Below are 13,450 nucleotides of genomic sequence, written 5' to 3' on the forward strand. Positions count from 1 at the left end.
TATATTTCCTTTATTTTGTACCAAATAGTCTATCTCCTGCATCACCAAGGCCAGGTACAATGTAACTATTTTCATTTAATCCCTCATCAAGTTGCGCAACTGTGATTTCAACATCAGGATGAGCTTCTCTTAGTTTTTCGATTCCTTCTGGAGCCGCTATAATGCTTAGTAATCTTATACTATTGCAACCTTTAGCTTTTAAATTGTCTATTGCATCACAAGCTGAACCACCTGTTGCAAGCATTGGGTCAATGACAATAATGTCTCTTTTTTCAACATCTAATGGCAATTTAGAATAGTATTCAACTGGCATTAGGGTCTCTTCATCCCTATACATACCTATGTGTCCAATTTTGGCTGCAGGAAAGACCTCCAAAACACCATCAACCATGCCAAGACCAGCCCTTAAGATTGGTACTATGCCAAGTTTTTTGCCAGATAGCTTGTAACCAGTTGTTTTAGCTATTGGTGTTTCAACTTCGTATTCTTCAAGCTCTAAATCTTTTGTAGCCTCATATGCTAGAATCATAGCTATCTCTTTTATGATAGATCTGAATTCGTTTGATCCTGTATTTATATCCCTAAGAATAGATATCTTGTGTTTAATTACCGGATGGTCCAAAATTTTTACATGTTCTTGCATTCATTTCTCCTATACATAGTTTACATTAAAAGATGCTGACTTCTTCATTCTATTCATTATACTCTTACCCAAGCCTTCTTCACTTACACCCTCAGCTAAGATTAAATCAACATTTTCATCATCCATCATCCTAAGTGATGTAAATAAAACATGGGACATATAGTTAAGTTCTTCTCTGTTACCAAGACTTATAAGCTTAAAATCTTTAAACTTACTTATTTGGTCTTCAAATATTAGTACTCCTACCTTCTTACCTTTTTCCTTTTCATCTATAGCCTTTTTGAGTATTTCATCAGAGGCTTTTTCCCCTACAAAAATTTCCATCCTTGCCTTTGGAGCATAGTGAGTGTATTTTTGACCAGGGGATTTTGGTGTTTTTTTGCTATCAACTATAGAATCATCAAGTCTTACATTTGGCAAGATTTCCTTAATATATTCATAAGTATAAAAGCCTGGTCTAAGTATGGTTGGTACTTCTTCGCTGAGGTCTATTACTGTTGATTCAATACCTATATCACAAGATCCACCATCAATAATAAGTGGAATCCTTCCTTTTAGGTCTTGGTATACATCAATGGCCCTAGTTGGTGATGGCTTGCCTGATAAGTTTGCACTAGGAGCTGCAATTGGAGTATTTGCCGCACTTATTAAGGCAAGAGCTATCTCATCTTTAGGATACCTTATTGCAACGGTGTCTAGGCCTGCTGTGACGGCACTAGGGACCTTATCTGATTTTTTAAATATAATAGTAAGAGGTCCCGGCCAGCAACTTTTCATTAATTTTTTACTTTCTTCGTTTATATTATCAGTTAAATTATATAACATAGATATATTAGAAATATGTAAAATTAGTGGGTTGTCACTTGGTCTTCCCTTGGCTTCAAATATATGCTTGCACGCATCTTCGTTTAAGCCATCGGCACCAAGGCCATAAACAGTTTCAGTAGGAAAGGCTACTAGGGAGCCTTCCTTTATGATTTTTCCTGCATTTTCTATAATTTTTTTATTAATATTATTTCGATCTATTTTAGAAATCGTCGTATTCATTTATTGCCTGTTTTTCTAATTGTTCAATTTCTCTTTTCAAATTATCATTAAGTATTAGGGAATATGTTGGATCTAAATGTACATTTAGTCTAATTCCTGTTTCTTTTTCTACTTCTTTTTGAATGTCAGTTATTAATTGATGGGCTGCTAAAAGTGATATATTTTGTGCTATTTCAACATCAACAGTTCCATCCATATGTCCTTTGCCGTAATCGTGTATTTCTAATCCATGATAACCAATTATAAAATGATTATCCATCAACAAATCCCCAAGCTTTTTCTCAACTACTGGGCTAAGCCTTTGGCCTAGTAGATAGTTCATGGTGTCTCTAAACATATTAAAACCTGGCATAAATACTGCACCAGATAGAATAACACCTGCTAAGGCATCCAGGTTAAAGTTTATATATTTTTGTAGGTACAAAGATATAATTATGGCAAGAGTTGATAGTATGTCATTTCTTGAATCTATCATAACCCCTAAATTTAGTTCAGAGTCAAGATTTCTATATAATCTTCTATTTAGAAAATAAATATAGATTTTGGCAAGTATACTTATGACTAGTACTCCCATTGTTAGATAGTTAATTGATACTATATTATCTTCCTTAAATTTTCCCAAGGAATTTATAAGCAAGGAAAATCCAACATACATTATCAATATACTAACTAGCAAAGTAATTAACGCTTCTCCCCTACCATATCCGTGAGGGTGTTCTTTATCTGCAGGTTTCCTACTTATTTTAGCACCCACAAAGGCCATTATAGCTACAATAGTATCAGACAGGTTGTTAAATCCATCATTAATTATAGCAGCAGAGTTTACTATCACTCCTACTATTAATTTACCTGCACTAAGCAAGATATTTATTACAATTGATATTATAGATGAAAGGGATATTAAAGCCAATCTAGTGTGAGGATTATTCTCATTCTTATAATCATCTACAAATTTACTAGCTAATAAATTAAACAATTTATTCACCTATGTGTTCTAGTTTTCTAGTTTGATCTTCAGTTGTTAGTGCTTCAATCATTTCTTCAATATTGCCATTTAAAAAGTCTTCTAGTTGGTAGATGGTTTTATTGATTCTATGATCTGTAATCCTACCTTGAGGGAAGTTGTAGGTCCTAATTCTTTCAGACCTATCACCAGTTCCGACTTGGGATTTTCTGTTATCTGCAATTTCTTTGTTTCTCTTTTCCTCTTCTATCTCATAAAGGCGAGCTCTCAAAACTCTCATTGCTTTTTCTTTATTTTTAATCTGACTTTTCTCATCTTGACAGGTTACAACAAGACCTGTTGGTTCGTGAGTAAGTCTTACAGCAGAGTCTGTTGTATTTACAGATTGCCCACCATTACCAGAAGATCTATAAACATCTACTCTTATATCGTTTGGGTCAAGTTTTATATCAACTTCATCAACTTCTGGCATTACTGCTACTGTTGCTGTAGATGTATGGATCCTACCACCAGATTCTGTTTCTGGAACACGTTGAACCCTGTGAACTCCAGACTCATATTTTAGTTTTGAGTAGGCACCTTCACCCTTTACAACAAAGGTAGCTTCTTTGATGCCCCCTACTCCCTGGGTAGTAACTTCTATTTCTTCTGTCTTAAAGCCTGCTTTATCAGCATACATATTGTACATTCTATACAAATCGCCTGCAAAAAGTCCGGCTTCATCTCCACCAGCTCCTGGTCTAATCTCTACGATTACGTCTTTTGTATCGTTAGGATCCTTAGGAATTAGTAGAATTTTCATTTCTTCGTTATAAACTTCAAGATTTTTCTTTTCTTCGTTGATTTGCTCTTTTAGCATTTCAACCATTTCTTCATCATTGGTTTCTTCTAACAATTCTTGGTTTTCTTCTATAGTTGCTTCAGAGTTTAGGATATCCTCGTATTTTTCAACCACTGGTTTAAGTGAATTGTATTCTCTAGATATCTTTGTGTATTTTTCAATGTCAGAAATAATTACAGGGTCTGCAAGTTTTAACTCCAAATCCTTAAAATTTTCTCTAATATGATCTAAATTTTCGAACATAGTTATCCTTTCTGGGCAATGATAAACCTATCAAACCCATTAAAATCTTTCAAATTAATTATATTTTTAAAATCAGATTTGACCAATAGTTCATTGATTGGATCCTTTTGATCATATCCAATTTCAAAAATTAGATGCCCTTGATCATTTAAATAATCATTAGCTTGGTCAATAATCTTTTTATAGAAATACAGACCATCTTTTCCACCATACAAGGCTAGTTTTGGTTCATGGTATAGCTTTTTGTCCAAGGCAAGATAATCTTTCTCGTTAATATAGGGAGGATTTGAAACTATAATGTCAAATTTATCGCTGATATTATCAAACAAATCACTTTTTATAAAATTAACGTTAGTAAGGTTCAAATTATTTTTATTCTCATTGCAAAGACTTAGTGCTTCATCACTAATATCTACTCCCAGTACCTGAGATTGAGGCAAATTTTTACTTAAACTAAGGCTTATGGCTCCAGAGCCTGCCCCTATGTCCAAGATCTTATCTTTTTTAAAATCAGATTTTATTATATAGTCGACTATAATCTCAGTTTCAAACCTAGGTATGAGCGCTCTTTTGTCAACTATTAAACTTATATTTAAAAACTCCCAATATCCTAGGGCATATTGCAATGGGATTCCATTATTTAGATCTTCTTCTATGGATAAAATTTTTTCTTCTATATCGCTTGTTAATTCTTCATGTGAATTTAAATATAAATATGATTTTGACTTATCCATTAGATATGATAATCCTATTATTAAATCATCATTTGCCTTATTTATAATATCTTTTACTTTCATTATGCATACAAAAATAAGGTTAGTTTCCTAACCTTATTATTTTCTACCGTATCTTCTGTTAAATTTCTCTACATTACCACCACGTTCAGCTGTTCTTTGTTTACCTGAGTAGAATGGATGGCAATTGCTGCAAACTTCTACTTTTATTTCTTCTTCTGTAGATCCAACAGTAAATTCATTACCGCAAGAAATACATGTTACCTTAGCTTCGTGGTATTCTGGATGTAAGTCTTTTTTCATATAAACACCTCTATCTTCTTCATTCAATAAGCATTTAAGATTATACCATGTCTAAAGCTTATAATCAAGTCAAAGTGTTCTATTTATAAGATCTACAAATTTATCATTAGAATCGGTTCTTTTCATAAAGTCAATGAGATCAATAATTGATCCTGTTTTATCTAATTCTGATTTCCTTAGCTTATAGATTGCTTCTAATTCTTCCTTATTTAGTAGTAAATCTTCCCTTCTGGTAGATGATTTTTCTATATTTATAGCAGGGAAGATTCTCCTATCAGAAAGTCTTCTATCAAGGTGGACTTCCATATTACCAGTTCCCTTAAATTCCTCGAAAATAAGGTCATCCATTCTAGAACCAGTATCGATTAGGGCTGTAGCAAGGATTGTAAGAGATCCTCCACCCTCAATATTTCTGGCCGCTCCAAAAAATTGTTTTGGACCTACAAGGGCCATAGGATCAAGTCCACCAGATAAAGTTTTACCTGATTGAGGAGTTACTATGTTATAAGCTCTTGTAAGCCTTGTTATAGAGTCAAGTAGGATTACAACGTCCTTTTTGTCTTCTACGAATCTTTTAGCTCTCTCCAAAATCATATCTGCTATTTCTACATGATTTTGTGGTGGCATATCAAAAGTAGATGAGGCAACTTCTGTTCTCATATAATCATTTGAAGGGTCCCTGTATTCATTTACAAATCTTATAAAGTCTGTAACTTCTTCTGGCCTTTCATCGATTAAAAGTACAAATATTTTGACATCATCATAGTTTTTTTCTATAGATCTTTCTATCTGTTTGATTAGAGTGGTTTTACCAGCCTTAGGTTGGGAAACTATCAGACCTCTTTGACCCTTGCCTATTGGGGATATGATGTCTATGATTCTGCCCGATAAATCATCAGCAGCTCTTTCTAATTGTAATCTTTCATCTGGATATATAGGTGTTAAGTCTTCAAAACTTATTCTATTAAAGGCCTCACCAGGTTTTATACCATTAACATCCGTTACGAATATTAATGGAGCAAATTTATCTTTGTCGTGCTTTTCACGGGCGATTCCTCTTATGTAATCTCCTGTTTTTAGTCTAAACATCTTTATTTGCTTAGGTGGTACGTATATATCATCGTCACCTTGCTCATAAAGGTCAGATCTTAGGAATCCATAACCATCTGGTAAGATCTCTAGTACACCCTCACAATCAAACTTAGCTCCCAGATCATTGTCTTGTTTTTCTTTTTTATCTTCTTCATTTTCTTTTTGAGCTTGTTCGATTAGTTTTATTAATTCATCTTTTTTATATTTAGTAACTGAGGAGATTTCTAATTCTTTGGCAATTTCTCTCAGTTCAGCTACTGTATTTTCTTGGTAATTTGTCATATATTCCTTAATAGAAATAAAGGACCCAAAGGCCCTTTACTTTCAATCTTTTTACTATTTATTAGCAGAGCCTTCTGAACCCATCATAGCTATTTTTTCATAAACAACTTCTTTGATAGCCTTTGTTCCTGGTGCTAGTAGTTTTCTTGGATCAAAGCCTTTACCTTGTTGGTCTTTGCCTTCTTCGATATATTTTCGAGTTTCTTTAGAAAATGCTATTTGACATTCTGTATTTACATTGATCTTTGAAACACCAAGTTCTATAGCTTTTTTAACTTGATCTTCAGGTATTCCTGTGCCACCGTGAAGTACAATTGGCATATTTACTGCATCAGAAATTTCTTTTAATCTATCAAAGTTTAATCCTTTCCAATTTTCTGGATAAACACCGTGAATATTACCTATACCTGCAGCTAGGAAGTCAATACCACAAGAAGCTATCTTCTTACATTCTTCTACATCTGCAAGTTCTCCTTCGCTTGCTACACCGTCTTCTTCTCCACCAATGCCACCAACTTCTGCTTCTACAGAAATGTTTTTAGCATGAGCAAGTTCTACTATTTCACGAGTTTTTTCAAGGTTTTCATCAAGTGGAAGGCTTGATCCATCAAACATTACGGAAGTAAATCCTGCTTCTATACAAGCTTTTGCACCTTCATATGTTCCATGGTCTAGGTGTATAGCAACTGGAACAGTGATGTTTAACTCATCGTGCATAGCGCGAACCAGGTCAGCTACTACTCTAAATCCACCCATGTATTTTGCAGCACCTTCAGATGATGCTATGATAACAGCGGTTTGTTTTTCTTCTGCAGCTTCAAGGATTGCTCTAGTCCATTCAAGGTTGTTTGTGTTGAAATGTCCTATTGCATATCCATTTTCGTATGCTTTGTCTAAGAATTCTTTTGCATTAACTATCATTATTTTCTCCTTATAATTTAAATAAGTTTCTTTACTACTTAGATGATACCCTTTTTATCTTCCTAAGTCTTCTCTTACAGATGAAATAACTTCTTCTATAGCTTTTGACTTCTCAATCTTTTCATTTTGCATTTCTTTTCTTGTTGAGTATTCAACTACATTGTCTTTTGCATCTTTTCCTACTGTTATCCTATATGGAATACCTATGAGATCTCGGTCGTTGAATTTAACTCCAGCTCTTTCTTTTCTATCATCTAGGAGAACATCAATACCTTTTTTTCTTAACTCTTGGTATATTTCTTCTCCAAGCTTCTTTTGATTTTCATCATTGATATTTATGATTGTAATCATAGCTTCAAATGGTGCTACAGATGTTGGCCATATTATTCCCTTATCATCGTAATTTTGTTCAACTATTGCTGATATTGATCTAGATATACCTATGCCATAGCTTCCCATAATAAATGGTTGTTGTTTGCCGTTTTCATCTAGGAAATATGCCTCAAGGCTCTCAGAATATTTAGTTCCTAATTGGAAAATATTGCCTACTTCTATACCACGAGCAGATTTTAATTTGCCAGATTCATCATAGGCCATATCACCTTCCTTGGCAGTAAGTAGGTCTTCTACAACTTCACCTTCAAAATCTCTAGCAAAATTTGCATTTATATAGTGGTAGTCAGTTTTATTTGCACCTATAACAACATTGTTGATTTTTGTTATAGATTCATCAACAAGGACTCTCACATCTTCTAAGCCTTTAGGACCTGTAAATCCTGCTTTTGCTCCTGTTATTTTCTCTATGGTTTCATCATCCATCATTTCAACATCGTGTTCAGCAACCTTCAAATATGACAAAAGTTTTGCTTCATTTAGTTCACGGTCACCAGGAATCACTACAAAAACTGGCTCACCTTTTACCAGCAAGTCAACTACTTTTGCAAATTTATTAGATGGAATCGCTAAGAATTCACTTACTTCTTCTATAGTAGTAACATTTGGTGTTTCTATAAGTTCTAAATCTTTTAAATCTTCTACTATTGGCTCAAATTTAAAGCGAGCCTTCTCATCAGTAGCAGCATAATCAGAGTCTTCAGTAAAGAAAATCACTCCTTCACCTGTTTCTGCTAGTGCTATGAATTCATGAGACATTCTTCCGCCCATTGAACCAGTATCACCTTCTACAATTTTGTAATCAAGACCCATCTTATCAAAAGCCTCTACATAAGCATCCCACATCAATTTGTAAGATTCTTCCAAACCTTTTTGGTCTTTATCAAAAGAATAGGCATCTTTCATTAAGAAGTCACGACTTCTATTGATACCAAATCTAGGCCTTTTTTCGTCTCTAAACTTATCAACTATTTGATATAGATTTAATGGTAATTGTTTATAGGAATTAAGTTCGTTTTTAACTAAAGCTGTAAGAGCTTCTTCTGCTGTAGGTCCTAGGGCGTACTCTCTTTCGTTCCTATCTTTTATTTTGAACATTTCAGGACCAAAAGTATCCCAACGTCCACTTTTTTCCCAAATTTCTTTATCTTGCAAAATAGATGTAGAAATCTCTATAGAATCATGGCCGTCCATAGCTACTTTGACTATATCGATAATTTTATTTTTAACTTTTTGTCCCAATGGTAAGAATGAATAAATACCACTAGCTTGCTTTCTAATAAATGCTCCTCTAACTAAGAGCTTGTGGCTTGCTGTCTCTGCGTCAACTGGGTCTTCCCTTAGTGTTGGCATGTAATACTTTGATAATCTCATAATTCTCCTTATTTAACATCCTTCATGGATAAACCAATTCTTTCTCTTTTCTTATCTATCTCTATAACTCTTACTTTCACAATGTCTGAATTTGTCAATACTTCATTTGGATCTTTGATGAATTTATTGCTGATATTTGAAATATGGACTAATCCATCAATTCCAACTCCTATATCTACAAAAGCCCCAAAATCTGTGATATTTCTAACCTTACCTGTAAGCTCGTCCCCTATTTTCAAATCGTCAATAGTCATTATTTCAGACTTAGTGAGGATTTCAGGATTATCTTCCCTAGGATCACGGCCAGGTTTTTTAAGCTCACTAATAATATCTTCTAAAGTCGGCCTTCCAACTTCCAATTCACCAGCAAGTTTATCTATATCAATTTCAGTTAAATCTAAATCTTTAACCTTGTTGGCTATCTTATAACTTTCTGGGTGGACACCTGTATTATCTAAAATTTCAGGTGAGTCAGGAAATCTTAAGAATCCTGCTGCAAGTTTGTAGGTCTTATCTCCCAATCCCTTAACTTTTTTCAAATCTTTTCTATAGATTAGATTTCCTTCTTTAAACTCATCTTCTATACGCTTTGCAATGGTTAAATTTAGGCCAGATACATAGGACAAAAGCTTATAGGAAGCATTGTTAATAGTAACTCCTACTTCATTTACTGCATCTTCTACAACTTTTGAGAGCTCTTCATCGAGCTTTTTCTCGTTTATATCGTGTTGATATTGGCCTACACCAATGTGCTTAGGCTCGATTTTTACTAGTTCTGCCATAGGATCTTGGAGTCGTCTGGCCATGGATATAGCTCCACGAATAGTAACATCAAGGTCTGGGAATTCCTCCTCACCAAGACTTGATGCAGAATATACAGAAGCTCCTGCTTCGTTTACCACAGCATAGGCAATATCTTTATCTATTTCTTCTAATAATTTATTTACAAAAACTTCTGTTTCCCTACTTGCAGTTGCATTGCCCAAGGCTATTAAACTCACATCATGTTTTTCTATAAGATTTTTCAATATTGCTATTGATTCTTTTTCTTTTTTGTGAGGTATGACTGGGTAAATAACAGCTTGGTCCAAATACTTTCCATTTTGATCAACTACTGCTACCTTACAACCTGTTCTATAACCAGGGTCAAGCCCCATTACATTTTTTCCTTTTATAGGTCTTTGTAGTAAATAAGGCTTTAAGTTGTTCGAAAATACCTTAATAGATTCATCTTCTGCATTTTCTGTCAAGAAATTTCTAAGTTCTGTGGTTATTGACGGCAGTATCAGTCTCTTATATGCGTCATCAATAGACTTATCTATCAATGATTTTTGATAGTCATTGTTTACTTCATATAAGTTACTGATTAGTTTCTTGTTATAATCATCAGAAAACTCAACTTTTATAGCAAGTGCATCTTCTTTTTCAGCACGATTTAAGGCTAAGATTTGATAAGCCTTTATATCTTTTAGTTTTTTAGAAAAATCATAATAAGTTTGGTAAAGATTTTCGGAATCTTCTTTTTCTGTTGCAATAATCTTTGCTCTTATCATCCCATCACGTCTTATAATGTTTCTTGCATCTATATTGTTAGAAATATCTTCAGCCATAATGTCAAGAGATTTTTCAATTGCTATCTCTGGACTTTCAACATCATCGTTTATAAAATCTTTGGCAAAATTTAATGCATCTTCGTTATCTTTAGCTTCAGAAAATAAATACTTATATAAGTCTTCAAGTCCAAGTTCCCTTGCAAGATCAGCTCTTGTCTTTCTTTTTTTCTTATAAGGGCTATAAATATCTTCTAGCAATGTTAGAGAATTGGTAGATAGAATTTGTTCTTTTAGCTCTTCTGTAAGTTTACCTTGAGATTCTATAGAACTAAGTATTTCCTCTTGTCTTTTCTCAACATTTCTAAGTTTATTGAGATTTTTTTCGATTTCTCTTATCTCAACGTCAGTTAAATTTCCAGTTTTTTCTTTTCTATATCTTGCAATAAAGGCTACTGTAGAACCTTCATCTAGTAAGTCTCTAACACTTATAATTTTTTCTTCTTCTAGATTTAATTGCTCTGATAAAATATGTATTATATCCATAATTTCCTTTTATAAAATTAATAGTTTCAACAAATAAATTACTAATAAATGAGCAGGATAAAAAATATAAAAAGCCCATTTATTTTGCTTTCCTTTTTTCCCATTATATAGCATAATTAAGGGAATGGCTAAATATACAAATCCATAGCTAATGGGTATAACAGATCCCCAAACTTCAAATTCAAACAAAAATCCAATCATTAAAGCTAAGGCACTAAGTATTTTATTATTTCTAGCCAAATATAATAAAACAATAGCCAATACTCCTTTGGATGAGTAATCAGTCCTTAATAGTACAGCCAAGTGCATAGCAGCTATAGTTAATAAAATAATACCAGCAATATTTATTATAATGTTTTCATATCTCTTTAAAAGTTTTTCAATGAAAAATATAGCCAAGGCTGCTATTAATATTGTAAATATAACATTTTGTCCATATGAGTAGAAAGGCTCTTCATAGAAGGCCAAGTCATAGGGCACTTCAGCGACCAAAGCGAAGGCTAAAAGTCTAAAAAAATATTTCTTATAATTTTTTGTGTGAATTACAGCTTGGACTGTAAAAAAACAAAATATTGGCATAGCTATTCTTCCGATAAAAACAAAAAGATCAGCCATAAACCAATATTCTTCACCCATATTATACATTAAATTCGTTTGGGCAAGATGGGATAGGAGCATAGTGAAGATAGCTATCCACTTTAAATGCCCAGCAGTTAAATATGACCTATCCCTATTCCAAATTTTATTATATTCTTCTAAAGAATTTACCTTCAGTATATCCATAAAACTCCTAGTTGCCAGTAATGAAATTTATCTTATATTTTGGAAAATTCATACTGATAATCTTGCCCCCAACATTAGCATAGTCTGTTTCATCTATATCATAAACATTTGACGGATCAAAAAATATTATCTTATTGTTAGGGTTTGTAGATGGTGCTACTTCAAGTTCAAATTTATATCTATCCTTATCCTTTGAGTAAGCAAGAAGTATGTCAATAAATCTTCCATAATCATATTCATTTACAGTCTCAAATTCCAAGTCGATTTTATATTCGTTTTCTTCGTGAATTTTTAAAATCGGTCTCTTACTTTTGTAGCTAGTTACTTCTCCACTTCTAAGGTCAGTAATAGACATAACTGTTATATTTCTAATCTGATCAAAATCTCCAGACACAAGTTTAATTATATCAGTATTTGAAAGTTTATTAGTATCTGAACTTTCATAAACTTCACTTTCTGAACTTGGGACTTTTACAAAATTATAATCATTTGTGTCCACAGCATGATTATTGGATTTTTCTGGCTTTTCATAAATCTTGATGGTTTCATCACCATCATTATCTATATCAAAAGACTTTCTTGTTCTTCTTCCCTGATTCTTTGAGTTAGTTTTATTTTCTGGTTTTCCATCATCGTTCAAAAATTCTTGAATCTCTTTAAAATCCATCTTATCTTTCAATAGAAAATTATCTTTGCTTGATAAGTACCTAGATGTAGAATAGACAGTTTTGATGGTCATGTAAATAAAACTTATAGAAGTTAAGATAGTCAATATGTTTTTAGGGATTAAATCATTATAATTAAACAAGTTAATTACTAGCATCAAAAGAAATGGTGTGATTCCAGTGAATTTTAGAAAATCTTTAAACTTGGAATTTTCATTTGTTTCAGATTTTCTCGCGTTATTATTAATTCTTATTGACATCTTTAATACTTTTAAGAAAAATATTACAAAGCCAAGTATATAAAGACCGGTTACAGCATTATATAACCAAGGGATTTGCCCATAAAGGTCAAACGGAAGCATCTTAATAGCATAGTCAATAGCAAAAGCTAAGACCAGCACAAATAGACCAGCTTTTCTAAATGTTTTAGACACTAAAAATATAAGCAAATTTAGTACAATTATTGCAATTGGAACTAGCGCTATTTTATAATCTGTTGATAAAGTCTGTAATTGTCTAAGAATAAATGATAAATCCATAATAACTCCTTTTATAATTATATCAAATTAGCAATTACATACAAATATTTTTAAAATATATAACTTTGATTATTTTAATATATCAGTATAATATCGTATTATAGGCTTCAATAGCTCAATTGGCAGAGCAACGGTATCGTAAACCGTAGGTTGCAGGTTCGATTCCTGTTTGAAGCTCCATACTATGATAAATGACCTAGGTACAGTTATTTTTTCTTACTAGGTCTTTTTTTCTTATTAAATAATAATTTTAAATAATAATTATTACTTTACAAAAAAACTACCAAGACAAGCTTGGTAGTTTTTAATATGTCTACTTTTTATGTACTTTTTATTCTGGATCAATTGCGTCTACTGGACAAACAGAAGCGCAAGTTCCACAATCAATACATGTATCTGCTTCGATTACATAAGCATCGTCTCCAGCTGAGATTGCTTCTACTGGACATTCACCTGCACATGTTCCACATGAAATGCATGTATCTGCGTCTATTACGTAAGCCATTATTTTACCTCCTAATGTTTTACTA

The 13,450-nt window shown here is 32.8% G+C and carries 13 protein-coding genes and 1 tRNA gene; 1 reads left to right on the forward strand and 13 read right to left on the reverse strand.

The genetic code is table 11. The features are described 5' to 3' along the window. Positions 1-10 precede the first annotated feature (10 nt). The 12 genes from upp to QNH69_RS07985 form a co-directional block, all read right to left on the reverse strand. A complete protein-coding gene (gene upp, locus QNH69_RS07930) occupies positions 11-643 on the reverse strand; it encodes a uracil phosphoribosyltransferase (RefSeq protein ID WP_282929946.1) in 633 nt (210 codons plus the stop codon). 9 nt (positions 644-652) lie between these two features. Next, positions 653-1,690: an L-threonylcarbamoyladenylate synthase gene (locus QNH69_RS07935; protein ID WP_282929947.1), complete on the reverse strand. Its 1,038-nt coding sequence runs from the start codon at positions 1,688-1,690 to the stop codon at positions 653-655. Then, the gene (locus QNH69_RS07940) at positions 1,671-2,666 is read right to left on the reverse strand and encodes a cation diffusion facilitator family transporter (RefSeq protein WP_282929948.1); all 996 of its coding nucleotides are present in this window, start codon (positions 2,664-2,666) and stop codon (positions 1,671-1,673) included. Before QNH69_RS07940 ends, QNH69_RS07935 begins: the two co-directional genes overlap by 20 nt. Position 2,667: 1 nt before the next feature. Continuing rightward, positions 2,668-3,738: a peptide chain release factor 1 gene (gene prfA / locus QNH69_RS07945; protein ID WP_282929949.1), complete on the reverse strand. Its 1,071-nt coding sequence runs from the start codon at positions 3,736-3,738 to the stop codon at positions 2,668-2,670. Between the two features lie 2 nt (positions 3,739-3,740). Then, positions 3,741-4,535, reverse strand: coding sequence for a peptide chain release factor N(5)-glutamine methyltransferase (gene prmC / locus QNH69_RS07950; RefSeq protein ID WP_282929950.1), 795 nt, complete (start codon positions 4,533-4,535; stop codon positions 3,741-3,743). A gap of 36 nt (positions 4,536-4,571) precedes the next feature. Beyond that, positions 4,572-4,775, reverse strand: coding sequence for a 50S ribosomal protein L31 (rpmE, locus tag QNH69_RS07955; protein WP_282929951.1), 204 nt, complete (start codon positions 4,773-4,775; stop codon positions 4,572-4,574). A gap of 69 nt (positions 4,776-4,844) precedes the next feature. Then, positions 4,845-6,149: a transcription termination factor Rho gene (gene rho / locus QNH69_RS07960; RefSeq protein ID WP_282929952.1), complete on the reverse strand. Its 1,305-nt coding sequence runs from the start codon at positions 6,147-6,149 to the stop codon at positions 4,845-4,847. A 54-nt stretch (positions 6,150-6,203) separates the two neighbouring features. Beyond that, entirely contained in the window at positions 6,204-7,070 is an 867-nt protein-coding gene (gene fba, locus QNH69_RS07965; protein WP_282929953.1) for a class II fructose-1,6-bisphosphate aldolase, read from the reverse strand. A 54-nt stretch (positions 7,071-7,124) separates the two neighbouring features. After that, the gene (locus tag QNH69_RS07970) at positions 7,125-8,837 is read right to left on the reverse strand and encodes a proline--tRNA ligase (RefSeq protein ID WP_282929954.1); all 1,713 of its coding nucleotides are present in this window, start codon (positions 8,835-8,837) and stop codon (positions 7,125-7,127) included. Between the two features lie 8 nt (positions 8,838-8,845). Next, entirely contained in the window at positions 8,846-10,933 is a 2,088-nt protein-coding gene (locus QNH69_RS07975) for a Tex family protein (RefSeq protein ID WP_282929955.1), read from the reverse strand. A gap of 9 nt (positions 10,934-10,942) precedes the next feature. Next, entirely contained in the window at positions 10,943-11,716 is a 774-nt protein-coding gene (locus QNH69_RS07980; protein ID WP_282929956.1) for a TraX family protein, read from the reverse strand. A 7-nt stretch (positions 11,717-11,723) separates the two neighbouring features. Further along, positions 11,724-12,920, reverse strand: coding sequence for a hypothetical protein (locus QNH69_RS07985; RefSeq protein WP_282929957.1), 1,197 nt, complete (start codon positions 12,918-12,920; stop codon positions 11,724-11,726). A 104-nt stretch (positions 12,921-13,024) separates the two neighbouring features. Here QNH69_RS07985 and QNH69_RS07990 point away from each other — a divergent pair. After that, a tRNA-Thr gene (locus tag QNH69_RS07990) sits at positions 13,025-13,100 on the forward strand. A 151-nt stretch (positions 13,101-13,251) separates the two neighbouring features. On the opposite strand, the gene QNH69_RS07995 is transcribed toward QNH69_RS07990, so the two are convergent. Further along, positions 13,252-13,425 (reverse strand): 4Fe-4S binding protein, encoded by a 174-nt coding sequence (locus QNH69_RS07995; protein WP_282929958.1) that lies wholly within the window; start codon positions 13,423-13,425, stop codon positions 13,252-13,254. Positions 13,426-13,450: the final 25 nt, after the last annotated feature.

Source organism: Anaerococcus sp. Marseille-Q7828 (assembly GCF_949769285.1).
Classification (GTDB): Bacteria; Bacillota; Clostridia; order Tissierellales; family Peptoniphilaceae; genus Anaerococcus.

Coding starts and splice junctions, on each gene's coding strand:
- QNH69_RS07980 (WP_282929956.1), bottom strand. CDS start 11,716: ATGGATATACTGAAGGTAAATTCTTTAGAAGAATATAATAAAATTTGG.
- prfA (WP_282929949.1), bottom strand. CDS start 3,738: ATGTTCGAAAATTTAGATCATATTAGAGAAAATTTTAAGGATTTGGAG.
- QNH69_RS07985 (WP_282929957.1), bottom strand. CDS start 12,920: ATGGATTTATCATTTATTCTTAGACAATTACAGACTTTATCAACAGAT.
- QNH69_RS07935 (WP_282929947.1), bottom strand. CDS start 1,690: ATGAATACGACGATTTCTAAAATAGATCGAAATAATATTAATAAAAAA.
- fba (WP_282929953.1), bottom strand. CDS start 7,070: ATGATAGTTAATGCAAAAGAATTCTTAGACAAAGCATACGAAAATGGA.
- rho (WP_282929952.1), bottom strand. CDS start 6,149: ATGACAAATTACCAAGAAAATACAGTAGCTGAACTGAGAGAAATTGCC.
- upp (WP_282929946.1), bottom strand. CDS start 643: ATGCAAGAACATGTAAAAATTTTGGACCATCCGGTAATTAAACACAAG.
- rpmE (WP_282929951.1), bottom strand. CDS start 4,775: ATGAAAAAAGACTTACATCCAGAATACCACGAAGCTAAGGTAACATGT.
- prmC (WP_282929950.1), bottom strand. CDS start 4,535: ATGAAAGTAAAAGATATTATAAATAAGGCAAATGATGATTTAATAATA.
- QNH69_RS07970 (WP_282929954.1), bottom strand. CDS start 8,837: ATGAGATTATCAAAGTATTACATGCCAACACTAAGGGAAGACCCAGTT.
- QNH69_RS07975 (WP_282929955.1), bottom strand. CDS start 10,933: ATGGATATAATACATATTTTATCAGAGCAATTAAATCTAGAAGAAGAA.
- QNH69_RS07995 (WP_282929958.1), bottom strand. CDS start 13,425: ATGGCTTACGTAATAGACGCAGATACATGCATTTCATGTGGAACATGT.